Raw genomic sequence first — 23,809 nt, 5'->3', positions numbered from 1 at the left:
GGCGTGAGCGGGACGAAACGCCTCTGGGGTCGGCGCAGCCGAGGGGCTAGGCTGGACATGTACCGACAGGAGTTGCCCGATGTCCGTTTTTCGCCCTTTCGCCTTCGCCATCGCGCTGATCCCGCTTCTCGGCACTGCCGTTCTGGCCGAGACCGAGACGCTGCGGGTGCGCAATCGCTCGGGGGTGGATCTGATGCGGCTCTTCGCCTCTCCGGTGACGGACCAGTACTGGCGTGACGACCTGCTGGGCGAATACGTCGTGCCGTCGGGAAGCAATGCCGACGTCACCATCCGCAACGTGTCGGAATGCCTCTACGACCTGCTGATGATGTTCTCGGACGGCGCCGTGGTACCCGACCGTGTCGATGTCTGCGCGGCCGAGAGCTATACGATCCAGCCCTGAGCCGCGCTGTCCGAGCGTGAATCCGGTGCAGCGGCGGCGGGTGGCCTTCGGCGCCGCGAGAGGCTAGGCAGGCCCGGCCCGACAGCCGGAGACCGCGCATGCCCTTCACGCTTTGCACCTGGAACATCAACTCGGTCCGCCTGCGCGAAACGCTGGTGACCCGCCTTCTGCAGGAGGAGGGGCCCGACGTTCTGTGCCTGCAGGAATGCAAGAGCCCGGTCGAGAAGATCCCGCTCGAGGCGTTCCGCGCACTGGGCTACGACCACATGATCGCGCGCGGCCAAAAGGGCTATAACGGTGTCGCCATCCTGTCGCGCCTGCCGATCGAAGAGGTCGCGGCGCATGATCATGCGCAGCTCGGCCACGCCCGCCACATCGCCGGGCGGCTGGAAAACGGCGTGACGATCCACAATTTCTATGTTCCTGCGGGCGGTGACGAGCCGGATCGCGAGAAGAACGAGAAGTTCGGCCAGAAGCTCGACTACCTCACCCATATGCGCGACGATTTTCACGCCAACCGGCCCGAGCGCGCGATCCTCGTGGGCGATCTCAACATTGCCCCGCGCGAGGACGACGTCTGGAGCCACAAGCAGCTCTTGAAGGTGGTCAGCCATACGCCGGTCGAGGTCGAGCACCTCGCGCAGGTGCAGGACAGCGGCGATTGGGTCGACGTGACCCGGCAGGACATCCCGGAGGGCCAGCTCTATTCCTGGTGGTCCTACCGCGCCAAGGACTGGGAGGCAGCGAATCGCGGTCGCAGGCTCGATCATGTCTGGGCCACGTCCGACATCGCCAAGGCAGGGCATGGCAGCCGGGTTCTGAAATCGGCACGCGGCTGGGACAAGCCCTCTGACCACGCCCCGGTCTTCGCCAGCTTCGACCTCTAGGGCTTGGCGCGGCGCGTCTCCGCGCACATATACTCACCTCTGAACATCGCCCGCACAGGGCCGCAAACAGCAGCAGGAGCTTCACATGCTCGGTCTCAACGACAGCGCCCCCGCCGCCCCCAAGGACGACCTGATCCGCGAGGGCTCCGACGCCACCTTCATGCAGGACGTGGTCGAGACCTCGAAGACGGTGCCGGTGATCGTCGATTTCTGGGCGCCGTGGTGCGGGCCGTGCAAGACGCTGGGCCCGGCGCTCGAGGCGGCCGTGACCAAGGCCGGCGGCAAGGTGAAGATGGTCAAGATCGACGTCGATCGGAACCAGGCCTATGCGGGCCAGCTTCAGGTGCAGTCGATTCCCACCGTCTATGCCTTCTGGCAGGGTCAGCCGGTCGACGGATTCCAGGGCGCGCTGCCCGGATCGGAAATCGACAAGTTCGTGCAGAAGCTCGTCGCTCTGGGCGGCGGCGAAGAGGATGGCGGCCTGTCGGAGGCGATCGAGGCGGCCGAGACGATGCTCGACGAGGGCGATGCCACCGGCGCGGCCGAGGTGTTCGGCGCGATCCTGCAGGAGGATGGCAAGAACGCCGCCGCCTATGCCGGCCTCGTGCGCGCGCATCTGGCGCTGGATCAGGTCGAGCAGGCCGAGGCGATCCTCAACGGTGCCCCGGCCGAGATCGCCCGGACGCCCGAACTGGACGCGGCGCATGCGCAGATCGCGCTGGCCAAGCAGGCTAGCAATGCCGGTCCCGTGGCCGAGCTGCGTGGCCGGGTCGAGGCCGAACCGGGCGACCTGCAGGCGCGTTACGACCTCGCCACCGCGCTGCATGCCAAGGGCGAGACCGCCGAGGCGGTGGAGCAGCTTCTCGAGATCTTCCGTCGCGACCGCGAGTGGAACGAGGGCGCGGCCAAGACCCAGCTCTTCACCATTTTCGAGGCGCTGCCCGCAAAGGATCCGATCGCGCTCGCGGGTCGGCGCAAGCTCTCATCGATGATATTTGCCTGAGGGGCCCAGCAGGCTAGGTCGCCTTTCATGATCACTGGCGCGGACCTCCCCGACACCATTCCGGTCTTCCCGCTTCCGGGGGCGCTGCTCTTGCCGCGCGCCCGGCTGCCGCTGCACATCTTCGAGCCGCGTTACCTCGCCATGGTCGAGGACGTGATGAAGACGCCGGAGCGGCTGATCGGGATGATCCAGCCCTACGAGACCCCGTCGGGCGAGATGCGGCTGCACGACATTGGATGCGCCGGGCGGCTCACCGCCTTTTCCGAGACCGAGGACGGGCGCTACATGATCACCCTCGCGGGGGTGTCGCGTTTCAGGATCCGCCGCGAGGTCGAGGGCTTCACGCCCTATCGCCGCTGCGCCGTGGACTGGTCCGGCTTCGAGCGCGACCGCGGTGCGGTCGAGGCCGACCCGGGGATGCGGCGGGATCATTTCCTGAAGCTGCTCGCCCGGTTCTTCGACGAGCAGGGGCTCCAGACCGACTGGGAAAACCTGCGCGAGGCCGAGGACGAGTTGCTGATCAATTCACTCTCGATGCTCTGCCCCTTCGATTGCGAGGAGCGCCAAGCGCTGCTCGAAGCGCCGGACCTGCCGGGCCGGCGCGAGACCTTGGTGACGCTGATCGAGTTCGCCCTGCGCGGCGGCTCGGGCGAGGAAAGAATGCAATGAGCGACGATCCGAACCTGCCGCCCGACACGCCGCCCCGACCGGTCCCGCCGATCGATCCGCTGCCCGATCCCGAGCCGGATCCGCGCGCGGGCCGGGCCGCCTTTGACCGGCGCATGCTTGAGGCGCTGGTCTGTCCGCAGACCCAAGCTCCGCTCAGCTACGACGCGGAGCGGCAGGAACTGGTGAGCCGGGCCGCCAATCTTGCCTATCCGATCCGGGGCGGCATCCCGGTGATGCTGGCCGACGAGGCGCGCCCGCTCGACTGAGCCCGCCGCGCCTCAACGCATCAGCGGCGGCAATTCCCCGGTCAGCCCTGCCGCCTCGCGGATCATCGCGCGGCGCAGCGGTGCCACGGCATTGATCGCGCCGAGCCCGGCATCGCGCGCCAGCCGCAGCAGCGGGTTGTCGTTCGAGAACAGCCGCGTGGTGAGGTCGGTCGTGGCGGCCAGCACCGTGGTGTCGAAGCGCCGCCACCGTGCATAGCGGTCGAGCACGAGGGCGCTGCCCGCATCTTCGCCATGCTTGCGGGCTTCGCTCAGCACCTCGGCCAGCGCCGCGACGTCGCGCAGCCCGGCATTGAGGCCTTGCCCCGCGACCGGGTGCAACCCGTGCGCCGCGTCTCCTACAAGCGCCACGCGTCGGGCGGTGAAGCGCTCCGCGAGGCTGAGACCCAGCGGAAACCGCCCGCGACTGCCCACCAGACCGATCTCGCCCAAGAAATTGCCGAAGGCGGGACGCAGCGCGTCGAGGAATTCCGCCTCAGGCATTGCCGCGAGACGCTCGGCGCGCGGGGTGCGCTCGCTCCAGACCAGCGAGCTGCGCCGGCCGGTCAGCGGCAGGATCGCCAGCGGCCCCCCGGGCATGAAGAACTGGTGTGCGATGCCCTTGTGCGGCAATTCGTGCTCGACCGCGCAGGTCACCGCGCTCTGGCCATAGCCCCAGCCGTTGCGCCTGATCCCGGCCCGCGCGGCGGTGCCGCTGGCGCGGCCGTCGCAGCCCACGAGCAGCCCGGCGCGCAGTACCTCGCCCGAATCGAGCGTGACGGATACCCCGCCCGCCGAGGTCTCCTGCGCGACCACCTTGGCCGGAGCGCGCAGGGTGACGCCTTGCGTCGCCTTCAGCGCCGCGGCGAGAGCCGATCGCAGGTGCCGGTCCTCGACCATGTGGCCCATCGGGCCTTCCTCGATCTCGGCCGAATCGAAATGCAGCCACCAGGCGGAGGGACCTTCGCCGGCGCGCCCGTCGGTGACCTTGATCTCGACCATCTCCTGCGCCTGCGGTGCCAGCTGATCCCACAAGCCCAGCCGCGCCAGCATCCGCCGCGAGCTTGCGGCGATGGCATAGGCGCGCCCGTCAAAACGGGCGAGGCGGGCGGCGGGGGCGGCCGCGTCCACGAGGGTCACCGAGAACCCGGCCCGGGCGAGGGCGAGGGCGAGCACCGGGCCGTTGAGGCCGCCGCCCGCGATGAGGATGTCGCTGTCTTGGTTCATGGGGCTGACTATGGGGCGGGGGGCGGGATTGTCCATGCGCCCCGGCGCCGCTAGCCTCGCGCCCGATCAAGGCGGGATATGGCGGAGGCGGCGATGGACGAATGGCGGCGGATGGGCGCGGCGGCGCTGGGGCGCGGCATCGCGGCGGGCGACATCGACCCGGTCGCGCTGGCCCAAAGCTTTCTCGATGCCGCCGAAGCGCATCCCGCCGCCGCGCGGATCTATGCCCGGCTGACGCCCGAGCGCGCCATCGCCGAGGCCGAGGCGGCGCGCGAAAGGGCCCGGATGGGGCGCAGGCGCGGCCCGCTCGACGGGGTGCCGGTGAGCTGGAAGGACCTGTTCGACAGCGCCGGCGTGGCGACCGAGGCGGGCACCCGGCTAATGACGGGGCGCGTGCCCGACCGCGACGCCGAGGTGCTGGCGCGCGCCAGCGCCGCCGGGATGGTCTGCCTCGGCAAAACCCACATGACCGAAATCGCCTTCTCGGGGCTCGGGATCAACCCGCGCACTGCGACGCCACCCAACATCTTCGACCCCGAGGCCGCGCCTGGCGGCTCCTCCTCCGGCGCGGCGGCCTCGGTGGCGCACGGGCTGGCACCGCTGGCCATCGGCTCCGACACCGGCGGTTCGGTGCGGGTGCCGTCGGTCTGGAACGGGCTCGTCGGGCTCAAGCCGACCCACGGGGCGCTGCCGCTCGCGGGCGCAGTGCCGCTCTGTGCTCGATTCGATACCATCGGCCCGCTGGCGCGCAGCGTCGAGGACGCCAATATCGCCCTCGCGGCGCTGGGCGGGCCTTCGGCCGATCTGCGCGGGGCCGGGCTCGAGGGACGGCGTCTTCTGGTGATCGACACGGTGGTGATGGAGGGGCTGGAGCCTGCCGTGTCGCGCAGCTTCGATGCGGCGCTGTCGCGGCTCGATACCGCAGGCGCCGTGATCACGCGGCGCGCGCATCCGGCGCTGGGGGAGGCCTATGACCTGTCGGGCGCGCTCTATACCGCCGAGGCCTGGGCCTGGTGGCGCGAGCGGATCGAGGCCGACAGGAATGCGCTCTACCCGCCGATTCTCGACCGGGTCAGCGCGGGGCAGGGGGTGTCGGCCGCCGACTGGATCGCCGGCTGGGACCGTCTGCACGCGCTGCGCCGCGATTTCCGGGCCGCGACGGCGGGGTTCGACGCGGTGATCTGCCCAGGCGTGGCGATCACGCCTCCCAAGGTCGCGCCGCTCCTCGAGGACGCCGAGGCTTTCCGCCTCACCAACCTCAAGACCTTGCGGAACACGCGGCTGGCCAATCTGATGGGGCTATGCTCGGCGGCGCTGCCTTTCGGCGATCCGGGCTGCGGGCTGTTGCTGAACGGCGCAGCGGGGCGGGACGCAGCGTTGTGGCGTCTGGCGGCGGCGGTCGAGGCGGCCCTCGCCTGACAGAGCCCTGACCCGAAAGACACATGCGGGGCGGGCAGGGGGCGAAAGCTGGACATCGTCCTGCCCGCGCGGGTAGTTTCGTGGCAAGAGGGGCACTGGCATGACCCCCGTTCATGAGGCAGCGATGGATTTCCCCGATCGGTTCTCGGACCTACCGGAATACGCGTTCCCGCGTCTGCGGAGCCTGCTTGATTCGCACAAGCCGGGCGGCGCGCCGCTCGCCATGACCATCGGCGAGCCGCAGCACCCCTATCCCGACTGGGTCGGCCCCACCATCGCAGAGGCGGCGGCGGGATTCGGCAAGTACCCGGTCAACGAGGGCTCGGAGATGCTCTTGGGCGCGATCTCCGGCTGGATTTCGCGGCGCTATGCCATCGCCGTGGCGCCCGAGCGGCTGCTGGCGCTCAATGGCACGCGCGAGGGGCTCTACAACGCCGCCATGGCGCTGTGCCCCGAGGCCAAGGGCGGGCAGGCGCCGCTGGTGCTGATGCCGAACCCGTTCTACCAGGTCTATGCGGTGGCCGCGCTCTCCGTGGGTGCCGAGCCGCGCTACCTGCCCGCCACGCACGAGACCGGATTCCTGCCGGATCTGGACGCGATCGCGCCCGAGACGCTGGACCGCACCGCGATCTTCTATCTCTGCTCGCCCTCGAACCCGCAGGGCGCGGTGGCCTCGGAAGCCTATCTCAAGCGACTGCTGGAACTGGCCGAGCGCCATGATTTCCGGGTCTTCGCCGACGAGTGCTATTCCGAGATCTGGCGCGAGACGCCGCCGCCGGGCGCGCTGGCCGTCGCCGCGGCGATGGGCGCCGATCCTGAGCGTCTGGTGGTGTTCAACTCCCTGTCCAAGCGGTCGAACCTGCCGGGCCTGCGCGCGGGCTTCGCCGCGGGAGGCCCCGAATCGATTCGCCGCATGCGGCAGCTGCGCAATTATGCGGGCGCGCCGCTGCCGCTGCCCCTGCAGGCGGTAGCCGCGAAGGCGTGGTCGGACGAAGCGCATGTGATCGAGAACCGCGCGCTCTATGCCGCGAAATACGACATCGCGGACGCGGTACTGGGCGATGTCCCGGGCTATGCGGCGCCGGAGGCAGGGTTCTTTTTGTGGCTGCCGGTCGCGGATGGCGAGGCGGCGGCGCTGAAGGCATGGCGCGAGACGGGAGTGCGGGTACTGCCCGGCGCCTATCTCGGGCGTGACGTGAACGGAGAAAATCCCGGCAAGGGATATGTCAGGGTCGCCATGGTGGCCCCGGCCAACGAGATGCAGCGCGGGCTCGAGACGCTCCGCGACTGTCTCTACGACTGAGAGGACGAGGCGAAATGGCGTATCAGACGCGGGGGCGCGAACCGCTCTTCGACAGTAACACGCAAGCGGCGCTGGAAAAGCGCGGCAAGGAGTTGCTCGGACTTGTGCTGATCGCCCTGGGGCTGATGGTCGCGATGATGATCGGCTCCTACAGCCCCGATGATCCGAACTGGATGCTGGCCTCGGACGCGCCGGTGCAGAACTGGCTGGGGCGTTTCGGCGCCTCGGTGGCGCAGCCGATCGTGATGATCGTCGGGCGCGGCGCCTGGATGCTGCCGCTGGTGTTCCTGACCTGGGGCGCGCGGCTGACGCTGCATCGGGGCGAGGACCGGGCAATGTCGCGGCTGATGTTCGCGCCGATCGTCGTGGCGCTGGCCGCGGTCTTCGCCGCGACGCTGACGCCGCCTGATGGCTGGAGCCACAATTTCGGCCTTGGCGGCCTGTTCGGCGACACGGTGCTGGGGCTGCTGCTCACGGTGCTGCCCTTCGGCCCGGGGCTCGGGGTGAACCTTCTGGCGCTGCTGCTTGGTGCGGGCACGCTGGCGGCGGGGGCCTATGTCACCGGTTTCACCCGCGAGGAAACGCAAGGCCTCTGGCGGCTGATTCTCTTGGGGCTGGTGCTGGCCTATGCGCTCGGTCTGCGGCTGATGGGGCGCGGCGCCACGGTTTCTATGCGCGCCGCCGAGGTGCTGCGCGCCCGAATCGGTGACGAGATCGAGTCGCGCCGCGAGCAGATGCGCCGCGATGCGGCGATCGCCGCCGAAGAAGACGCCGCCGCCCGCGCGGTGCCCGAACCGGACCAGACCCAGCGCGTCGCTGCCGTGGTGCGCGCCCATGCCGCCAAGCGCATGGCCAGCATCAGCGCCGCCGCCCGGCCCGCCCCCGCCGCTTCGGAGGCGGAGGAGGACGAAGCCCTGATTGAGGACAGCGCGCCGGCGCGACGCATGCCGCCGGCCGTGTCCCGGGTCATGCCTCGCCAGCCCGCGCCCGTGCCCCCCGCGCCGCCGATGACGGAAGAGACGGGCTGGGCCGAAGATGGCTGGTCGGACGATGAGCAGGCCCGGGGCGACTGGCCCGAAGACGATTGGTCCGGGGCCGCGCCCGCCGCACAGGACGCGGCTCCGGCGCGGCGACTGCCGCCGGCGCCCCCGGGCACGCTCGCCGCGCCGCCGCGCCCGGCTCGCACCGAGGAACCCTCTGGCGGCTTGCTGTCGCGGATGCCGCAGCTGCTGCGCCGCACCGAGCCGCGTGAGACGTCGCCCGCCGCCCCGGTCGAGCCGCCGCTCACCGCGCAGGCCGCGGCCGAGCGTCCCGCCGATGACGACCGGATCCGCTCGCGCATTTCTGATGCGATCCGGGCGCGCACCGGGCAGAACACGATGCCGCCGTTCCAGCATGGCCGGATCGAGCCCTCGCTGACCCGTGGCCGTGGGCCAAAACCGCTGATGATCAACAAGACGCCGCGCGCCGTGGCCGGCGCCGGGCTCGCCGCTGCCGGGGCCGGTCTCGCCGCCGCCGGGCAGGCGCTCGCGGGCCAGACGCTTGGCGCTGCCCGCGCGGACGCGGCCCCGGTGCCCCGGGTCGAGCCGCCGCTGGCCCGCGACATGGCGCGACCCGATCCGTTCGGCACCATGCCCGAGCCGCAGCCGGTCGAGGCGGGCGATGACGTGGCCTATGACGCGACCGCCGGATGGCCCGAGCAGGCCGCGCCGCAGGACGACTGGAAGCAGATGCCCGAGCAGGCGCTTGAGGCGGAACCGCATCAGGACTGGGACGTGTCCGCCGAACCGCAGTGGGCGGACGGATCCGAACAGCCGGTCGAGGCCGAGGATTGGCAGGAGCCGGAGGCTCCGATGTCCGCCCCCGTCGCGCCACAGCGCCCGGCCGAGCCGCCGCTCACCGCGCGCCGCGAGCCCGCTGCACCGGCCCGCACACCCGCGCCCGCCGCCCCGCCATTTGCCGCGCACCGCGCCGAGCCGGTCGCCGCGCGTCAGTCTGCCCCCCAGGGCCCGGCCGCCGAGATCGCGCGCGCCGCGCCGCAGCCCGCGCCGGTGGCGCCGCCGAGCCAGCCCGCAACGCCGCAGGTCGCCTATCCCGAATACGAGTACCCGCCGCTCGACCTGCTGATGGACCCCGCCGCGATCGAGCGGCACCACCTGCCGGATGCGCAGCTCGAAGAGAACGCGCGCCAGCTCGAAAGCGTGCTCGAGGATTACGGCGTCAAGGGCGAGATCGTCTCGGTCCGCCCCGGCCCTGTGGTCACCATGTACGAGCTGGAGCCCGCGCCGGGCCTCAAGGCCAGCCGCGTCATCGGCCTCGCCGACGATATTGCGCGCTCCATGTCGGCGCTCTCGGCGCGGGTCTCGACCGTGCCGGGCCGCTCGGTGATCGGCATCGAACTGCCCAATGCCAAGCGCGAGATGGTGGCGCTGCGCGAGATCCTCACCGCGCGCGACTACGGCGACAACCAGATGAAGCTGCCGCTGGCGCTCGGCAAGGATATCGGCGGCGAGCCGGTAATCGCCAACCTCGCCAAGATGCCGCACCTTCTGATCGCCGGTACCACCGGCTCGGGCAAGTCGGTGGCGATCAACACGATGATCCTGTCGCTGCTCTACAAACTCACCCCCGAGGAATGCCGGCTGATCATGATCGACCCGAAGATGCTGGAACTCAGCGTCTATGACGGCATCCCGCATCTGCTCTCGCCCGTGGTCACCGACCCCAAGAAGGCGGTCGTCGCCCTGAAATGGGTCGTGGGCGAGATGGAGGAGCGCTATCGCAAGATGTCGAAGATGGGCGTGCGCAACATTGACGGCTATAACGGCCGGGTGCGCGACGCGCTGTCCAAGGGCGAGATGTTCTCGCGCACGGTGCAGACTGGCTTCGACGAGGAGACGGGCGACCCGATCTTCGAGACCGACGAGTTCCAGCCCGAAGTGCTGCCCTACATCGTCGTCATCGTCGATGAGATGGCCGATCTGATGATGGTCGCGGGCAAGGAGATCGAAGCCTGCATCCAGCGCCTCGCGCAGATGGCGCGGGCCTCCGGCATCCACCTGATCATGGCGACCCAGCGCCCCTCGGTCGACGTCATCACCGGTACCATCAAGGCCAACTTCCCGACCCGGATCTCCTTCTCGGTCACGTCGAAGATCGACAGCCGCACGATCCTCGGCGAACAGGGCGCCGAGCAGCTCCTGGGCATGGGCGACATGCTCTACATGGCGGGCGGCTCCAAGATCACCCGCGTGCACGGGCCGTTCTGTTCGGACGAGGAGGTCGAGGAGATCGTGACCTACCTCAAGGGCTTCGGCCCGCCCGATTACGTGGGCGGCGTGGTCGAGGGCCCGGACGAGGACAAGAGTTCGGATATCGACGCGGTGCTGGGCCTCGCGGGGGGCGGCTCCTCGACCTCCGGCTCCGACAGCGAGGACGCGCTCTACGACCAGGCGGTGCAGATCGTCGCCAAGGATCGCAAATGCTCCACCTCCTACATCCAGCGCAAGCTGGCGATCGGCTACAACAAGGCCGCGAGGCTGGTCGAACAGATGGAGGATCAGGGCGTGGTCTCCTCCGCGAACCACGTCGGCAAGCGCGAAGTGCTGGTGCCCGAGGTGCACTGACATTGCCGCGAGTCCTCCGTGAGGGGGCCGTGATCCTAGATTTTCCAATGGGTTAAGCCCCCTGCCCCGCCGGGCGGGGGGCTTTTCATGGCGCGGTCATTGACTGGCGGCGCGCGCGATATCGCCTAGCGGCGGACAATCCGGCAGACCGACCCTATATCGAGTGCCAAGGCGCCCTGCTGTCCATTCGGGGCCACGACATGAAGGACAACGCGAGACATGACCATGATCCGACGCAGCTTCCTCGCCTCGCTCGCCGCGGCCGCCACGCTGGCGGTCACCACCGGGCCGGCCTTTGCGCGCCAGCTCTCGCTGGGCGAGATTTCGAACTATCTCAACCAGCTCCAGTCGGCGACCGCGGGCTTCACCCAGATCAACGGCGACGGCTCAATCAAGACCGGCACGATGTATATCAAGCGGCCCGGCCGGATCCGCTTCGAATACGCGGGCGACCGTTCGATGATGATCGCCGGTGGCGGTCAGGTCGCGGTGTTCGACGCCCGCTCCAACACCGGGCCCGAGCGCTACCCGCTGAACCAGACGCCGCTCAACATCATCCTCGAGCGCAACGTAAATCTCGGACGGGCGGGCATGGTGACGGGGCACACCTCCGACGGCACCAAGACCACGGTGACCGCGCAGGACCCGGCGCATCCCGAGTACGGCTCGATCCAGATGGTGTTCACCGCCGATCCGGTGGAACTGCGCCAGTGGATCGTCACCGACAATGCCGGGCAGAAAACCACCGTGGTGCTCAACGACCTGCGGCCGGGCGCGGGCATTTCGGATGCGAAGTTCAACATCCGCTCCGAGATGTCGAAGTGGTGACGGGCCACGCCTGAACCCTCTCGGGGCCGCCGGTCATCCGACCGGCGGCCCTTTTCGTCGTGGTCAGTTGGTCTGGCCGCGCGGATCGTCGGCGGGATCGAGGTAGGTCACCGCGAACGGCCCCTCGCCATTGATCTGAATCACGGTCTCGCCTTCGGCCGTCGCCCGGTGCGGGTGGTCGGGAGGGATCATGATGAAGCCGCCGGCCGCGACCGGCTGCGGCTCAGCCGTTGCGGGGTCCTCGCCATGGGCGAAGAGCAGGGTGCCGGAGATCACCGTCACGTGCTCTGCGGTGGGGTGGGTGTGCGGTGGCACCGCGAAGCCGTCTGGAAAGCGCAATCGCACCACGAAGGGGCCGGCCTCCATCGGGTTGCCGCTCAGCACGGCAAGCTCGGCGCCCTCGGGCAGGGTGGGCGGCCCGGCGCCCCACTCCAGCATATCCGGCGCCATCGATTTCGCCATGTCGTCCATGCCGAAGGCCATGGAGCCGGTCAGGGCGAGGACAAGGGCGATGCCCCCGCCGCGCCACGGGTGATCTGGGAATCGAAACATGTCGAGTATCTCCCATGATCGGGCCGCAACTCGGCCCGTGCCGCAGGGTAGGCTTCGCGCCCCGAGTCGCACAGCTCCCCGAAGGGACTGCATCGGCCTGCCGCACAAGGAAAGGGCGGCCCTAGGGCCGCCCGCATCCGTGGTTCAGCGCTTGCCGCAGGCGCGCAGCTGGCTGTCGTAAAGCAGCGTGCGCCGCGCCAGTGCGTCGGAGACGTTGATTAGCCAACCCTTGGACTTCCAAGTGCCACGCCGGTAGCCCGCGCGCCCATCGTGATAGGCAAGGTACTGGTTGCGGGTATCGTAGAGCGGGATGCCCAGTTCGCGCTGGGTGCCGTTCATGTACCAGCCCATGAAGTTGGTCGCGTGCTCGATCCGGTCACGCTTGTGCCGGAAGCCGCCCTCCTGCTCCATGTACTCCTCCCAGGTGCCGTCGAGCGCCTGGCTGTAGCCATAGGCCGAGGATTGCCGGCCGACGGGAATCACCCCGAGCTTCCACTGGAACGGCGTGCGCGCGTTGCCGATGAATTTGCTCTCCTGGTAGATGATCGCCATCTGGACCGGGACCGGCACGCCCCATTTGCGCTCGGTCGCCTTGAAGGCACGGAGATAGTCGGGATGCTGGCGCACGATGCTGCAGGCGTCGTCCAGCTCGCGCGGGGCGGCGAAGTCGCGCGGCCCGCATCCGGCCAGGACGGCCAACAGAATCATGGCGCGAAAGAGTCTGCTCATCTGCCCCTCGCAAGTGCTCGTTTTTTTGCGAGCCTAGCCGAAGCCGGGCCGCCGTGGAACAGGGCAGGGTAGATCAAGCGATCACGATTGCCAGTATGAGCGGCAAAGCGATCACCGAGAGCAACGTGGATGTGACCACCAGACCCGCCACGGCCTGCGCGTCGGAGCCGTATTTCTCGGCAAGCAGGTAGGAGGTCACCGCCACCGGGGTCGAAATCTGCAATACCAGCACCGCGAAGGCCACCGGCGGCAGGCCGAACCACAACCCCAGCCCCACGGCGACACCGGCGCAGAGCGCAATTTTGGTGGCCGAGAGCCCGGTCGAGAGCGCCAGCGTGCCGGGCCTGAGCCGCGCCACCGCGACGCCCAGCGTGATCAGCATCAGCGGAATTGCCATCTGGCCCACCAGCTCCAGCGTGTTGGTGACCACCTGCGGCGTCTGCCAGCCCTGCCACAGGAACAGCGCGCCCAGCACCGTGCCCCAGACCAGCGGTTCGCGCAGCACCCGGCCCAGCGATCCGCGCCCCGCCACCAGCCAGATGCCGAATGTGAAGGAGCCGATTGCCATGACCGCGAAGACCACGACCGCGTAGCCCAGCCCCTCCTGCCCGAAGGCGAAGAGCGCCAGCGGCAGGCCGAGATTGCCGGTATTGCCGAAGATCAGCGGCGCCAGATAGGTCGGCATGTCGAGCCGCATCACCGCCAAAAGCGCCGCGAGGAGCGCCGCCAGCACCGCGTAGCTGAGGGCGGCGGCGAACGAGAGGGTGGCCAGCGCCGAGGGGTCGATCTCGGTCTGCATCAGCGCCACGAAGATCAGGCAGGGTACGGAGATGGTCATCGCCATGCGGCTGACGAAGGGCACGTCGTAGGCGAGGCCGAGTCGCACCCAGACGAAGCCGATCGTGGCGAGGGCGAAGACCGGCGCGGTGATCTCCAGCACTGTCAGGACAAGGTTCACGGACTGTTTCTCCCCTACTTGACCGCCCCGCATGGACCTGTGAGGGGCTTTGCGGGTATTACTGGTGGAAAGGACGGTCTGCCATGCTGAAGTCGCGCGCGAAATATTCCTTGGGTCAGGTGGTCCGCCATCGCAAGCACCCGTTCCGGGGCGTGATCTTCGATGTCGACGCGATCTTCTCGAACACCGAGGAGTGGTATCAGTCGATCCCCGAGGACAGCCGTCCGGCCAAGCAGCAGCCCTATTACCACCTGCTCGCAGAGAACGCGCAGAGCTATTACGTGGCCTATGTGAGCGAGCAGAACCTCGTCGCCGACTATTCCGGCGAGCCGGTCGATCACCCCGATCTGGACGATCTTTTCGGTCCCTTCGAGGACGGGCACTATCCCCTGCAGGTGGATCTCAACTAGAGGGGCGCCGTCAAAGGGTTGCGCGGGCCGCGCCGCTCGTTACACCTGTTGGATCGCCTCAGCGGGAGCCCCTCATGACGACGACCACACTGCCTTTCGACGAGTTGCGCGCGCGTATCCTCGCTTTGACCGAGGGGGAAACCGACGAGATCGCGCTGATGGCGACCATCGCCTGCGAGTTGCACCACGCCGATGACCGCTTCGACTGGACCGGCTTCTACCGGGTGACGGCGCCCGGCCTTCTCAAGATCGGGCCCTATCAAGGCGGCCATGGCTGCCTGACCATTCCCTTCGACCGCGGTGTTTGCGGCGCCGCCGCGCGCAGCGGAGAGACCCAACTCGTGCCGGATGTCGAGGCGTTCCCGGGCCATATCGCCTGCGCGGCTTCGACCCGTTCGGAGTTGGTGATTCCCCTGCGCGATTCGCAGGGCGAAGTCTTTGCCGTGCTGGACATTGACAGCGACCAACCGGATGCCTTCGACGCGCAGGATGCCGCACGCTTGGAGGCGCTCATGAAAACCGTGTTCTTTGGACATCAGCGCGCCGCGCGCGGTTGAATCGTGTTGCGGTGTGCTTCGCCTTGGTAGAGAAGGCGCCGTGCCCTGTACTAAAGGCCATGTGGTTGATGAGTGACGCTTCGCCAGAACGCGGCAGTTTGGGGCGGGACCTGCGACGCCTTCGAAAGTCGCGGGGGTTGAGGATCGCGGATCTCGCGGCTCTTACCAACCGCTCCACCGGCTGGATCAGCCAGGTGGAGCGGGATCGCTCCCAGCCCGGTTACGCCGATCTGGTCGCCATCGCGCGGGCGTTCGATCTGCCGTTGTCGCAGCTGTTTCTCCGCGATGCGGAGCCGATCCCCGAGGCGGGCAACGTATTGCGCGCCGGTCAGCGCCGTCCGCTGCCGGCCGACAATACCGGGGCGATCGATGACCTGCTCGCACCGCTCGTCCACGGAATCCAGTTCTATCGCAGCACTCTCGACGCCCATTCCGCTTCGGACCAGCCGAGCCGAAGGGGCGGGGTCGAGATGGGCTACGTGCTGGAGGGCCGGTTCGAGATCCGGATCGGCGGGCGGCATCATGCGCTTGGCCCCGGCGACAGCTTCTGGGCCCGGGGCGAGGAGATATCCTGGCTCAATCCCCACGACACCCCTTGCACGGTGGTCTGGCTGCTGGCACCGCTGCGGGATGACCCGGACGCCTGACACCCCGCCCGAACCCGATATCGGCAGCGCCTACGACCCGCCGATGGAGCCGCTCGTCGTGATTCACGAGGACCACGAGGTGCTGATCGTCGACAAGCCCGCCGGGCTTCTTTCGGTCCCGGGCAAGGGCGAACACCTTGCCGACTGCCTGCTGGCCCGGGTGCAGGAAGCCTATCCGATGGCACTCTTGGTGCATCGGCTCGACCGCGATACCTCGGGCGTCATGGTCTTCGCACTGACGCCGCACGCCCAGCGCCATCTCGGGCTGCAATTCGAAAAGCGCCAGGCGAAGAAGACCTATGTCGCGCGGGTACGGGGACGGCTGGAGCCCGCGACCGGCACCGTCGACCTGCCACTGATTGTCGACTGGCCGAACCGGCCACGGCAGATGGTCGATCACGAGAACGGGCGACAGGCGGTCACCGACTGGCGGGTGCTGCGCGCCGATGCGGACGAAAGCCGGGTGCGGCTGATGCCGAAGACCGGGCGCAGCCACCAACTACGCGTGCACATGCTGGCGCTCGGTCACCCGATCCTTGGCGACCCGTTCTATGCCGAGGGCAAGGCGCGCGATCATCCGCGGCTGATGCTGCATTCCGAAACCCTGCAGTTCCGTCACCCCGATGGCGGCAAGGGCGTACGTTATACCGCCAAGGCGCCGTTCTAGCCGACGAAGTCTCTCACAGCGTCGATCTCGGCGGGCCGGATTTCGTGGCCGCCGGGATGCCAGGCTTGGGTGATTTCGGCCCCCTGCGCCTGAAGATAGGAGATGAGGGCCCGTGTCATCGGCGCCGGGCAGATCGGATCGCGTTCGCCAGCGGAAATGAGCACGCGGCGACCGGAGAGGCCGGGCTGCGGTGCCGGGGTCCACGGGATCAACGGGTGCAGCAGCGCCAGATCGGTGAATAGATCGGGCCGCTCCAGCGCCACGGCGGCGAGGATGTTTGCGCCGTTGGAATAGCCGAGGCCCAGAACCCGCGTGGCGCCAGTCCGGGCGATCTCGGCTGCAACGAATTCCGCCATTTCGTCGCGGCGCAGCGCCAGATCCTCCATGTCGTAAACGCCCTCGGCACGGCGCCGGAAGTAGCGCAGCGCGCCGCCCTCGTTCACCGTGCCGCGCGGCGAAACGACATGCGCACCGGGTAGCAGTTCGGTGCCGAAGCGATGGAACTGCTGCTCGCCGCCGCCCGTGCCGTGAAAGGTCAGGAGGAGGGGCGCGCCGGGGCGCCCGTCTTGGCGCGCGGCGTGAAGCGTCACGCGCCATCTCCCAACGGCTCGAGCCGGCGCTCGAGTTCGGCGCGCAGATGTTCGTGCTGCTTGGGCAGCTTCAGCGCCTCGCCCAGATGCGCGCGATCCTCGTCGCGGTCGAAGCCGGGCTCGTTGGTCGCCACTTCGAACAGCACGCCGCCCGGGCTGCGGAAATAGATCGCGAAGAAGTAGTCGCGGTCGATCTGCGGCGTGGTGGGCCAGCCGGCCCCGGCCAGCCTTTCGGCGACCTCGGCCTGCGCAGCGCGGTTTTCGACAGCGAAGGCGATGTGGTGCACCGAGCCCGCGCCGGCCTGTGCACGCGGCGCCGCAGGATCGACCCGGATGTCGATGCGGCTCGCCGGGTTGCCACCCGCGATCTCGTAGCGTGTCACTGCTCCGTCAGCGGCCGCTTCGCGGTATCCCATGAATTCCAGCAGCTCGACCGTCGCCGCCTTGTCGCGCAGCAGCATTTCGACCGAGTGAAAGCCGCGAATCGCGATCTCTTCCGACACGCCCCCGGCGGTCCACGGCGAACGCCCGTCTGCCGCTGCCTCGACCAGCGCCAGCCTTTCGCCATCGGGGCCGTCGAACAGGAGGCGGGGGGCACCGAAGCTGCTGTCGCGAAGGATGTTCTCGACATGGCGCTCGCGCAGCCGGGTCTCCCACGCATCGGTGCTGCCCTGCGGAATGGCGAAGGCGGTCAGCGCCACCTCGCCCGCGCCGCGACGCCCCCGCCCGGCATTCGGGAATGGGAAATAGGTCATCACCGTGCCGGGCGTTCCGATCTCATCGGCATAATAGAGGTGATAGACGTCGGGCGCGTCGAAATTCACCGTCTTCTTCACCCGGCGCAGGCCGAGCGTATCGGTGAAGAAGGCGTTGTTGGCCCGGGCCCCAGACGCCATCGAGGTGACGTGGTGCAGGCCCCTGATCTGATCCAGCATGGCATTGGCTCCCCTGTGCTCGGCTCAGAGATAAGCTAGCACGGTCGAGCCGAAATCCCCGGTCCGGGCGCGGGATCGGTGCATGGGCGCACAGGTCGCACATGCTTGGCCGGAACCGAGGCGTGAACGGGCGCGCCCCGAGAGGGACGCGCCGCCATGGCTATTCCGCGGCGTCGAGGCCCCAGCCGGAGATCGCCTTGACCTCCAGAAACTCCTCGATGCCCCAGACCCCGCCCTCGCGAGCCCGGCCCGACTGGCCGACGCCGCCAAAAGGCGCGCCTGCGCCGCGCGGCCGGCCATTCATCTCGATCATGCCTGCATGCAGCGCAAGCGCGAGACGGTTGCGCCGTGCCGGGTCGGCGGACTGTACGTAGTTGGTCAGGCCATAGGGCGTGTCGTTGGCGATCTCGATCGCCTGCGCCTCGTCCTCGAAGGGCATGATCGAGAGCACCGGGCCAAAGATCTCTTCGCGCGCGATGGTCATATCGGGCGTTACGTCGGCAAAGACCGTGGGCCGCACGAAGTAGCCGCGATTGACCCCCTCGGGCAGGCCGGGGCCACCCGCGACGAGCCGCGCGCCCTCCTTGATGCCGGTCTCGATCAGATCCTGCACCTTGGTCCATTGCGTTTTGTTGACGAGCGGGCCGATATGGCGGCCCTCCTGGCTCGCCGGACCGACGCCGGTTTCCTGCGCGGTGCGGGCGGCGATCTCCACCGCCTCGTCGTAGAAACCGCGCTCGACCAGCATCCGGGTCGGCGCGTTGCAGGACTGGCCGGTGTTCTGCATGCAGTGCCGCACACCGCGCACCACCGCCTTTTCCCCGGCATCGCCGAAGATCAGGTTGGCGCCCTTGCCGCCCAGCTCCAGCGTTACCCGCTTGAGCGTCTCGGCCGCGGCCTTGGAGATAGCGCGGCCGGCCCGGGTCGAGCCGGTGAAGGAGATCATCTGCACGTCCTCGTGGGTCGACAGCTGCGTGCCGACGCCGGCGCCATCGCCGTTGACAAGGTTGAACACGCCCGGCGGAACGCCGGCCGCGTCGAGCATCTCGGCGAAGACGATCGAGGACAGCGGCGCTTCCTCGGAGGGCTTCAGCACCACGGTGCAGCCCGCCAGCAGCGCCGGGATCACCTTGAGCGTGACCTGGTTCATCGGCCAGTTCCACGGCGTGATCAGCCCGACCACGCCGATCGGTTCGAGCGAGATCATCGTGTCGGGCGCATGATCGCCCAAGGGCCGCAGCCAGTCGATCTTGTCGAAAGCAGTCAGGAAATTCTCGAGGTGATAGGGCAGGGAGGTGGCCTGGCTGTTGCGCGCCAGATCGATCGGCGCGCCCATCTCGCGGCTCATCGCCTGCGCCAGATCCTCCTTGCGGGCCTCGTATTGCTCGAGGATGCGCGCGACCACGGCGCGCCGCTCGGCGGGCGGGGTGGCGCGCCAGCCGGGGCCTGCGCGCTTGGCAGCGGCGACGGCAGCATCGGTGTCGGCCTGACCGCCGAGAGAGATGACGGCGCAGGGCTCTTCAGTCGAGGGGTCGATCACCTCGCAGTCGCGCCCGTCCAGGGGCGCGGTCCAGCGGCCGTCGATGTAGAAGTCGCGTTTCTCGATCATGGGGATCTCCTCCGTGTCGCGGCGCAGAGTGTCACCGGCGGATCGGGGCCGCAAGCTATGGCAGGCGGTGCCGCGGCTTCCTATGTTGGCCACGGGAACAGTGTTACAGGAGGTTACCATGGCCCTGCGCATCAATGACGAGATTCCGAATCTGACCGTCAAGACCGACCAGGGCGAGTTCGCCCTGCATGACTGGGTCGGCGATAACTGGGCGATCATCTTCAGCCATCCCAAGGACTTCACCCCCGTCTGCACCACCGAGTTCGGTGCCGTGGCACGGCTCGACGCCGAGTGGAAGAAACGAGGCACCAAGGTGCTCGGCGTCTCGGTGGACGGAGTCGATGAGCATGTCCGCTGGAAGAAGGACATCGAGAAGGCCGGCGGCGTTGCGCCCGAGTTCCCGATCGTCGCCGATGACGGTCTGGACATCTCCAAGGCCTTCGACATGCTGCCCGCCGACGCCTATCTGCCCGACGGCCGCACCCCCAATGACAGCGCCACCGTACGTGCCGTCTTCGTCATCGGTCCCGACAAGCAGCTGAAGCTGTCGATGACCTATCCGATGACCGTCGGTCGCAACTTCTCGGAGGTGCTGCGCGCGCTCGACGCGCTGCAACTCACCACCGGCAAGGGCGTGGCGACGCCGGCCGACTGGCAGGTCGGTCAGGACGTGGTGATCCCGGCCACGCTCTCGGACGAGGACGCGAAGGCCAAGTTCGGCGAGTTCGAGACCGTGCTGCCCTATCTGCGGATGACCAAATCGCCGCAGTAAGGCGAAACGCGCGGCGCGCCCCGTCGAGAGGGGCGCGCCGGGTTTAGATGACGACGACCGTCGTGCCGATCGGCACGCGGTCGTAGAGATCCTCGACATGCTCGTTGATCAGCCGCACGCAGCCCGACGAGAATTTGCGCCCCATGGTCCAAGGCTGCGGCGTGCCGTGGATGCGGTAATAGGTGTCGCGCCCGTTCTGATAGAGATAGAGAGCGCGCGAGCCGAGCGGGTTGCGGGCATGGCCGCCGGGCAGCCCGCCCGAATAGGGGCCGTAAACTGCCGGTTCCTGCCGGATCATGTTGGCGGTGGGGGTCCAGGCCGGCCATTCGGCCTTGCGCGCCACCTGGGCGGTGCCGGTGAAGTTGCGCCCCGCCGCGCCGAGCGCCACGACATAGCGGATCGCCCGGCCATTGCCCAAGGTCCAGTAGAGCCTGTTCTGCGCGATCCGCACATGGATCTGCCCCGGCGCCAGCGCCTCGTTGACGTTGATCTCGGTGGGCAGCCACTCGCGCGGGATCTTCACCACGCGCGGGGGGGCGGCCAGAACCGGTCCGGTGGCCACGATCGCGGCGGCAGCCGCAAGTACGCCTCGTCTCGAGAGTTTCATGCCTGCTCCTGTCCGGGCTCTGCGGCCCGTTTCGCCTCTGTCCGGGCAGCATAACACCGAATCGCCGCGCCGTGGTTAAGCTCGTCGCAGAAAAATGGCCGGCCCCGGAAGGGGCCGACTAAAGAGGCATAAGGCCCTGTTTCAGAAGCGGTAGCTGACGCCGAGCGAGAGCCAAGGATAGACGACCAGATCGCTGCCGGTCTCGTTGGCGTCGTCTTCCATCTCCTGCAGGTCGGCTTCGAACTCCGCATCGACGCTCGGATCGCCGCTGGTGCCGTCGAGCGCCACCTCGACGCCACCGATGCCGATCAGGCCGATCTCGCTCTCGAAGCCCCAACCATGCGCGCCGCCGCTCGTGTAGCCAAGCGCCAGCATCGGCGCGACCTCGTTCTCGAAGCGGACCGAGGCATCTACACGCGCATCGTCGTAGGTCATGCCGTCATCCGCCTCGAAGCCACGGCCGCTGCCGTCGAGATCGCTGCTGGAAAAGAACAGGCCGCCCGAGACGCGGAAGCCGCCGCCATAGGGGTGGTAGTCCGCCAGCGCGGCGATGCCGCCAAAGCTGCCATCGGCGGTGATCTCCGTGCCGAAATCATCTTTGTCGCCTTCGAACTCGAAATCCGGAAGGCCGGTGAGGACGCCGCGCAAGCGCAGCTTGGGCATCACCTCGTAGGCGGCAGAGCCGTAGAGACCGAAGCTGGAAACGCCGAAGCCGGTGGAGGCGCCTTCGACGCTGTCGGTGAGTGATTGCGCCTGAACCGTCGTGGCGACGAGCAGGAAAGCGGCGGCGAGGGGGAGGCTGGGACGCATGGGGGATCCTTGTTGTCTTGCAGGCGCATCTGCCGAAGACGGCAGGGTGGCCACAACCCAAGGGCGGCCTGCCCCTATCGATCACCAATACATGTGGTCGAGGCGCCGCAGGTCTGGCGACGCGCAGGGATCGGACATGAAAAAGGGGCCCGAAGGCCCCTTTTCCGTCTTGATGCAAGCCGGATCAGTCGGCCTGCGCATCTTCCTTGGCTTCTTCGCCGGTCTCCTGGTTCACGACCTTCATCGACAGGCGCACCTTGCCGCGATCGTCGAAGCCCAGCAGCTTGACCCAGACCTCCTGGCCTTCCTTGAGGACGTCCGAGGGGTGGTTCAGGCGGCGGTTCTCGATCTGGCTGACATGCACGAGGCCGTCACGCTTGCCGAAGAAGTTCACGAAGGCGCCGAAGTCGACGAGCTTCACGACAGTGCCCTTGTAGACCTTGCCTTCTTCGGGCTCGGCCACGATCGAGTAGATCATGTCATAGGCCTTCTGGATCGCCTCACCGTTGGCCGAGGCGATCTTGATCACACCGTCGTCGTTGATGTCGACCTTGGCGCCCGAGACTTCGACGATCTCGCGGATCACCTTGCCGCCCGAGCCGATCACTTCGCGGATCTTGTCGGTCGGGATCTGCATCGTTTCGATGCGCGGCGCGTGGACCGAGAACTCACCAACGCCGGAGAGCGCCTTGTTCATCTCGCCGAGGATATGCAGACGGCCGGCCTTGGCCTGCGCCAGCGCCTTCTTCATGATCTCGGGCGTGATGCCAGCGACCTTGATGTCCATCTGCAGCGAGGTGATGCCGGTCTCGGTGCCCGCGACCTTGAAGTCCATGTCGCCGAGGTGATCCTCGTCGCCGAGGATGTCGGTCAGCACCGCGTAGGAGCCGTCGTCCTCAAGCACGAGGCCCATCGCCACGCCGGCCACGGCCGATTTCAGCGGCACGCCCGCATCCATCATGGCCAGCGAGCCGCCGCAGACCGACGCCATCGAGGACGAGCCGTTCGATTCGGTGATCTCAGAGACGAGGCGGATCGTGTAGGGGAAGTCGGTCGGTGCCGGCAGCACCGCCTGCAGCGCGCGCCAGGCGAGCTTGCCATGGCCGATCTCGCGACGGCCGGGAGAGCCCACGCGGCCCACTTCGCCCACCGAGTAGGGGGGGAAGTTGTAGTGCAGCAGGAAGTTCGATTTGAAGTTGCCGTGCAGCGCGTCGATGAACTGCTCGTCATCGCCGGTGCCGAGCGTGGTCACGACCAGCGCCTGGGTCTCGCCACGGGTGAACAGCGCCGAGCCGTGGGTGCGCGGCAGCAGGCCGGTCTCGGCCACGATGTCGCGAACGGTGTCGAGGTTACGGCCGTCGATGCGCTGGCCCTTCTTGACCACGTCGCCGCGCAGCACGCTCGATTCGAGCTTCTTCAGCGCGGAGCCGAGGTTCGCGTCCTCGAGCTGTTCCTCGGTGAGCTGGGCCTTGATGTCCTCGCGGGCCTGAGCGACGGCGGCCGTGCGCTCCTGCTTGTCGGTGATCGCGAAGGCGGCGCGCATCTTCTCTTCGCCGGCGGCCTTCACGGCGTCGTAGAGCGCCGAGTAGTCCGGGGGGGTGAAGTCGAAGGGCTCCTTGGCGCATTCCTCGGCCAGATCGATGATCAGGTCGATCACCGGCTGGATCTGCTCATGCGCGAAGGTCACGGCGCCGAGCATCTCGTCCTCGGTCAGCTCGTAGGCCTCGGACTCGACCATCATGACCGCGTCCTTGGTGCCGGCGACCACCAGGTCGAGGCGCTGCTCGGGGTTCGAGCGCAGGTTCTGCATGTCGTCGACGGTCGGGTTCAGCACGTATTCGCCATCGACGTAGCCGACGCGGGCACCGGCGATCGGGCCCATGAAGGGGGCGCCGGAGATCGTCAGCGCGGCCGAGGCGGCGATCATCGCGACGACGTCGGGATCGTTGACGAGGTCGTGGCTCAGCACGGTGCACATCACCAGCACTTCGTTCTTGAAGCCCGGCACGAAGAGCGGACGGATCGGCCGGTCGATCAGGCGCGCGGTCAGCGTCTCCTTCTCGGTCGGGCGCGCCTCGCGCTTGAAGAAGCCGCCCGGGATCTTGCCGGCGGCGTAGTATTTTTCCTGGTAGTGGACGGTCAGGGGAAAGAAGTCCTGACCCGGCTTCGGCGCCTTGGCGAAGGTGACGTTGGCCATCACGCTGGTTTCGCCCAGCGTCGCGATGACCGAGCCGTCGGCCTGGCGCGCGACCTTGCCGGTTTCCAGCGTCAGCGTCTCTTCGCCCCACTGGATCGATTTTTTCACGTCGTGAAACATCGTCTTTTCCATTCTGGCCCG

General features: G+C 68.3%; 24 protein-coding genes. 14 read left to right on the top strand and 10 right to left on the bottom strand.

Annotated elements, in window-relative coordinates; genetic code table 11:
* Positions 1–79: 79 nt before the first annotated feature.
* From LOS8367_RS03270 to LOS8367_RS19235, 5 genes are all read left to right on the top strand, one after another.
* Entirely contained in the window at positions 80–403 is a 324-nt protein-coding gene (locus LOS8367_RS03270) for a hypothetical protein (RefSeq protein ID WP_085895028.1), read from the top strand.
* Between the two features lie 98 nt (positions 404–501).
* Positions 502–1,290, top strand: a complete 789-nt coding sequence (locus LOS8367_RS03265) for an exodeoxyribonuclease III (protein ID WP_085895027.1) — start codon at positions 502–504, stop codon at positions 1,288–1,290.
* A gap of 85 nt (positions 1,291–1,375) precedes the next feature.
* Complete coding sequence (gene trxA / locus LOS8367_RS03260; RefSeq protein WP_085895026.1) at positions 1,376–2,293, top strand: thioredoxin; 918 nt, start codon at positions 1,376–1,378, stop codon at positions 2,291–2,293.
* Positions 2,294–2,320: 27 nt separating this feature from the next.
* Positions 2,321–2,962 carry an LON peptidase substrate-binding domain-containing protein gene (locus LOS8367_RS03255; protein WP_085895025.1) on the top strand — a complete coding sequence of 214 codons (642 nt, stop codon included), beginning with the start codon at positions 2,321–2,323 and terminating at the stop codon, positions 2,960–2,962.
* Positions 2,963–3,075: 113 nt separating this feature from the next.
* Positions 3,076–3,228, top strand: a complete 153-nt coding sequence (locus LOS8367_RS19235) for a Trm112 family protein (RefSeq protein WP_106534991.1) — start codon at positions 3,076–3,078, stop codon at positions 3,226–3,228.
* A 12-nt stretch (positions 3,229–3,240) separates the two neighbouring features.
* Here the strand turns inward: LOS8367_RS19235 and LOS8367_RS03245 are convergent, their stop codons facing one another.
* The gene (locus LOS8367_RS03245) at positions 3,241–4,452 is read right to left on the bottom strand and encodes a UbiH/UbiF/VisC/COQ6 family ubiquinone biosynthesis hydroxylase (RefSeq protein ID WP_085895023.1); all 1,212 of its coding nucleotides are present in this window, start codon (positions 4,450–4,452) and stop codon (positions 3,241–3,243) included.
* 93 nt (positions 4,453–4,545) lie between these two features.
* Between LOS8367_RS03245 and LOS8367_RS03240 the strand changes: the two genes are divergently transcribed.
* The 4 genes from LOS8367_RS03240 (at position 4,546) to LOS8367_RS03225 (ending at position 11,628) form a co-directional block, all read left to right on the top strand.
* Complete coding sequence (locus tag LOS8367_RS03240; protein ID WP_085895445.1) at positions 4,546–5,871, top strand: amidase; 1,326 nt, start codon at positions 4,546–4,548, stop codon at positions 5,869–5,871.
* Positions 5,872–5,995: 124 nt separating this feature from the next.
* Positions 5,996–7,174 carry an aminotransferase class I/II-fold pyridoxal phosphate-dependent enzyme gene (locus LOS8367_RS03235; protein ID WP_085895022.1) on the top strand — a complete coding sequence of 393 codons (1,179 nt, stop codon included), beginning with the start codon at positions 5,996–5,998 and terminating at the stop codon, positions 7,172–7,174.
* A gap of 14 nt (positions 7,175–7,188) precedes the next feature.
* Positions 7,189–10,800, top strand: a complete 3,612-nt coding sequence (locus tag LOS8367_RS03230) for a DNA translocase FtsK (RefSeq protein ID WP_085895021.1) — start codon at positions 7,189–7,191, stop codon at positions 10,798–10,800.
* A gap of 219 nt (positions 10,801–11,019) precedes the next feature.
* The gene (locus LOS8367_RS03225; RefSeq protein ID WP_085895020.1) at positions 11,020–11,628 is read left to right on the top strand and encodes a LolA family protein; all 609 of its coding nucleotides are present in this window, start codon (positions 11,020–11,022) and stop codon (positions 11,626–11,628) included.
* 63 nt (positions 11,629–11,691) lie between these two features.
* On the opposite strand, the gene LOS8367_RS03220 is transcribed toward LOS8367_RS03225, so the two are convergent.
* The 3 genes from LOS8367_RS03220 to LOS8367_RS03210 all read right to left on the bottom strand — a co-directional run bounded on the left by LOS8367_RS03220 (position 11,692) and on the right by LOS8367_RS03210 (position 13,867).
* On the bottom strand, positions 11,692–12,180 hold the full coding sequence (locus tag LOS8367_RS03220; RefSeq protein ID WP_165761376.1) for a cupin domain-containing protein: 489 nt from the start codon (positions 12,178–12,180) through the stop codon (positions 11,692–11,694).
* Positions 12,181–12,324: 144 nt separating this feature from the next.
* Positions 12,325–12,909, bottom strand: coding sequence for a transglycosylase SLT domain-containing protein (locus LOS8367_RS03215; protein WP_085895018.1), 585 nt, complete (start codon positions 12,907–12,909; stop codon positions 12,325–12,327).
* Between the two features lie 73 nt (positions 12,910–12,982).
* Entirely contained in the window at positions 12,983–13,867 is an 885-nt protein-coding gene (locus LOS8367_RS03210) for an AEC family transporter (RefSeq protein ID WP_085895017.1), read from the bottom strand.
* A gap of 83 nt (positions 13,868–13,950) precedes the next feature.
* Here LOS8367_RS03210 and hspQ point away from each other — a divergent pair, with 83 nt between their 5' ends.
* The 4 genes from hspQ (at position 13,951) to LOS8367_RS03190 (ending at position 16,148) form a co-directional block, all read left to right on the top strand.
* Positions 13,951–14,277, top strand: coding sequence for a heat shock protein HspQ (hspQ, locus tag LOS8367_RS03205; RefSeq protein WP_085895016.1), 327 nt, complete (start codon positions 13,951–13,953; stop codon positions 14,275–14,277).
* 74 nt (positions 14,278–14,351) lie between these two features.
* Complete coding sequence (gene msrC, locus LOS8367_RS03200) at positions 14,352–14,834, top strand: free L-methionine (R)-S-oxide reductase MsrC (RefSeq protein WP_085895015.1); 483 nt, start codon at positions 14,352–14,354, stop codon at positions 14,832–14,834.
* 59 nt (positions 14,835–14,893) lie between these two features.
* Positions 14,894–15,481, top strand: a complete 588-nt coding sequence (locus LOS8367_RS03195) for a helix-turn-helix domain-containing protein (RefSeq protein WP_085895014.1) — start codon at positions 14,894–14,896, stop codon at positions 15,479–15,481.
* On the top strand, positions 15,465–16,148 hold the full coding sequence (locus tag LOS8367_RS03190) for an RluA family pseudouridine synthase (protein ID WP_085895013.1): 684 nt from the start codon (positions 15,465–15,467) through the stop codon (positions 16,146–16,148). Before LOS8367_RS03195 ends, LOS8367_RS03190 begins: the two co-directional genes overlap by 17 nt.
* Here the strand turns inward: LOS8367_RS03190 and LOS8367_RS03185 are convergent.
* From LOS8367_RS03185 to LOS8367_RS03175, 3 genes are all read right to left on the bottom strand, one after another.
* Positions 16,145–16,738, bottom strand: coding sequence for an alpha/beta hydrolase (locus LOS8367_RS03185; protein WP_085895012.1), 594 nt, complete (start codon positions 16,736–16,738; stop codon positions 16,145–16,147). The two genes, LOS8367_RS03190 and LOS8367_RS03185, sit on opposite strands and share 4 nt — an antisense overlap.
* A complete protein-coding gene (locus LOS8367_RS03180) occupies positions 16,735–17,673 on the bottom strand; it encodes a ring-cleaving dioxygenase (RefSeq protein ID WP_085895011.1) in 939 nt (312 codons plus the stop codon). Before LOS8367_RS03180 ends, LOS8367_RS03185 begins: the two co-directional genes overlap by 4 nt.
* Positions 17,674–17,833: 160 nt before the next feature.
* Positions 17,834–19,282, bottom strand: coding sequence for an aldehyde dehydrogenase family protein (locus tag LOS8367_RS03175; RefSeq protein WP_085895010.1), 1,449 nt, complete (start codon positions 19,280–19,282; stop codon positions 17,834–17,836).
* Positions 19,283–19,400: 118 nt separating this feature from the next.
* Here LOS8367_RS03175 and LOS8367_RS03170 point away from each other — a divergent pair, with 118 nt between their 5' ends.
* Positions 19,401–20,054 (top strand): peroxiredoxin, encoded by a 654-nt coding sequence (locus LOS8367_RS03170; protein WP_085895009.1) that lies wholly within the window; start codon positions 19,401–19,403, stop codon positions 20,052–20,054.
* A gap of 43 nt (positions 20,055–20,097) precedes the next feature.
* On the opposite strand, the gene LOS8367_RS03165 is transcribed toward LOS8367_RS03170, so the two are convergent.
* The 3 genes from LOS8367_RS03165 to pnp all read right to left on the bottom strand — a co-directional run bounded on the left by LOS8367_RS03165 (position 20,098) and on the right by pnp (position 23,788).
* Entirely contained in the window at positions 20,098–20,661 is a 564-nt protein-coding gene (locus tag LOS8367_RS03165) for a L,D-transpeptidase (protein ID WP_085895008.1), read from the bottom strand.
* 141 nt (positions 20,662–20,802) lie between these two features.
* A complete protein-coding gene (locus LOS8367_RS03160; protein WP_085895007.1) occupies positions 20,803–21,471 on the bottom strand; it encodes a hypothetical protein in 669 nt (222 codons plus the stop codon).
* Positions 21,472–21,655: 184 nt separating this feature from the next.
* A complete protein-coding gene (gene pnp / locus LOS8367_RS03155) occupies positions 21,656–23,788 on the bottom strand; it encodes a polyribonucleotide nucleotidyltransferase (RefSeq protein WP_085895006.1) in 2,133 nt (710 codons plus the stop codon).
* Positions 23,789–23,809: the final 21 nt, after the last annotated feature.

The sequence above is a fragment of the Limimaricola soesokkakensis genome, from assembly GCF_900172345.1.
Lineage (GTDB): Bacteria > Pseudomonadota > Alphaproteobacteria > Rhodobacterales > Rhodobacteraceae > Limimaricola > Limimaricola soesokkakensis.
The sequence above is the reverse complement of the archived record's forward strand: the minus strand, read 5'-3'. Positions and strand labels throughout refer to the sequence as shown.

Excerpts from the sequence above, each read along its gene's own strand:
- LOS8367_RS03270 (WP_085895028.1), top strand. The coding sequence starts at position 80 with ATGTCCGTTTTTCGCCCTTTCGCCTTCGCCATCGCGCTGATCCCGCTT.
- LOS8367_RS03265 (WP_085895027.1), top strand. The coding sequence starts at position 502 with ATGCCCTTCACGCTTTGCACCTGGAACATCAACTCGGTCCGCCTGCGC.
- trxA (WP_085895026.1), top strand. The coding sequence starts at position 1,376 with ATGCTCGGTCTCAACGACAGCGCCCCCGCCGCCCCCAAGGACGACCTG.
- LOS8367_RS03255 (WP_085895025.1), top strand. The coding sequence starts at position 2,321 with ATGATCACTGGCGCGGACCTCCCCGACACCATTCCGGTCTTCCCGCTT.
- LOS8367_RS19235 (WP_106534991.1), top strand. The coding sequence starts at position 3,076 with ATGCTTGAGGCGCTGGTCTGTCCGCAGACCCAAGCTCCGCTCAGCTAC.
- LOS8367_RS03245 (WP_085895023.1), bottom strand. The coding sequence starts at position 4,452 with ATGAACCAAGACAGCGACATCCTCATCGCGGGCGGCGGCCTCAACGGC.
- LOS8367_RS03240 (WP_085895445.1), top strand. The coding sequence starts at position 4,546 with ATGGACGAATGGCGGCGGATGGGCGCGGCGGCGCTGGGGCGCGGCATC.
- LOS8367_RS03235 (WP_085895022.1), top strand. The coding sequence starts at position 5,996 with ATGGATTTCCCCGATCGGTTCTCGGACCTACCGGAATACGCGTTCCCG.
- LOS8367_RS03230 (WP_085895021.1), top strand. The coding sequence starts at position 7,189 with ATGGCGTATCAGACGCGGGGGCGCGAACCGCTCTTCGACAGTAACACG.
- LOS8367_RS03225 (WP_085895020.1), top strand. The coding sequence starts at position 11,020 with ATGACCATGATCCGACGCAGCTTCCTCGCCTCGCTCGCCGCGGCCGCC.
- LOS8367_RS03220 (WP_165761376.1), bottom strand. The coding sequence starts at position 12,180 with ATGTTTCGATTCCCAGATCACCCGTGGCGCGGCGGGGGCATCGCCCTT.
- LOS8367_RS03215 (WP_085895018.1), bottom strand. The coding sequence starts at position 12,909 with ATGAGCAGACTCTTTCGCGCCATGATTCTGTTGGCCGTCCTGGCCGGA.
- hspQ (WP_085895016.1), top strand. The coding sequence starts at position 13,951 with ATGCTGAAGTCGCGCGCGAAATATTCCTTGGGTCAGGTGGTCCGCCAT.
- msrC (WP_085895015.1), top strand. The coding sequence starts at position 14,352 with ATGACGACGACCACACTGCCTTTCGACGAGTTGCGCGCGCGTATCCTC.
- LOS8367_RS03195 (WP_085895014.1), top strand. The coding sequence starts at position 14,894 with ATGTGGTTGATGAGTGACGCTTCGCCAGAACGCGGCAGTTTGGGGCGG.
- LOS8367_RS03190 (WP_085895013.1), top strand. The coding sequence starts at position 15,465 with ATGACCCGGACGCCTGACACCCCGCCCGAACCCGATATCGGCAGCGCC.
- LOS8367_RS03180 (WP_085895011.1), bottom strand. The coding sequence starts at position 17,673 with ATGCTGGATCAGATCAGGGGCCTGCACCACGTCACCTCGATGGCGTCT.
- LOS8367_RS03175 (WP_085895010.1), bottom strand. The coding sequence starts at position 19,282 with ATGATCGAGAAACGCGACTTCTACATCGACGGCCGCTGGACCGCGCCC.
- LOS8367_RS03170 (WP_085895009.1), top strand. The coding sequence starts at position 19,401 with ATGGCCCTGCGCATCAATGACGAGATTCCGAATCTGACCGTCAAGACC.
- LOS8367_RS03165 (WP_085895008.1), bottom strand. The coding sequence starts at position 20,661 with ATGAAACTCTCGAGACGAGGCGTACTTGCGGCTGCCGCCGCGATCGTG.
- LOS8367_RS03160 (WP_085895007.1), bottom strand. The coding sequence starts at position 21,471 with ATGCGTCCCAGCCTCCCCCTCGCCGCCGCTTTCCTGCTCGTCGCCACG.
- pnp (WP_085895006.1), bottom strand. The coding sequence starts at position 23,788 with ATGTTTCACGACGTGAAAAAATCGATCCAGTGGGGCGAAGAGACGCTG.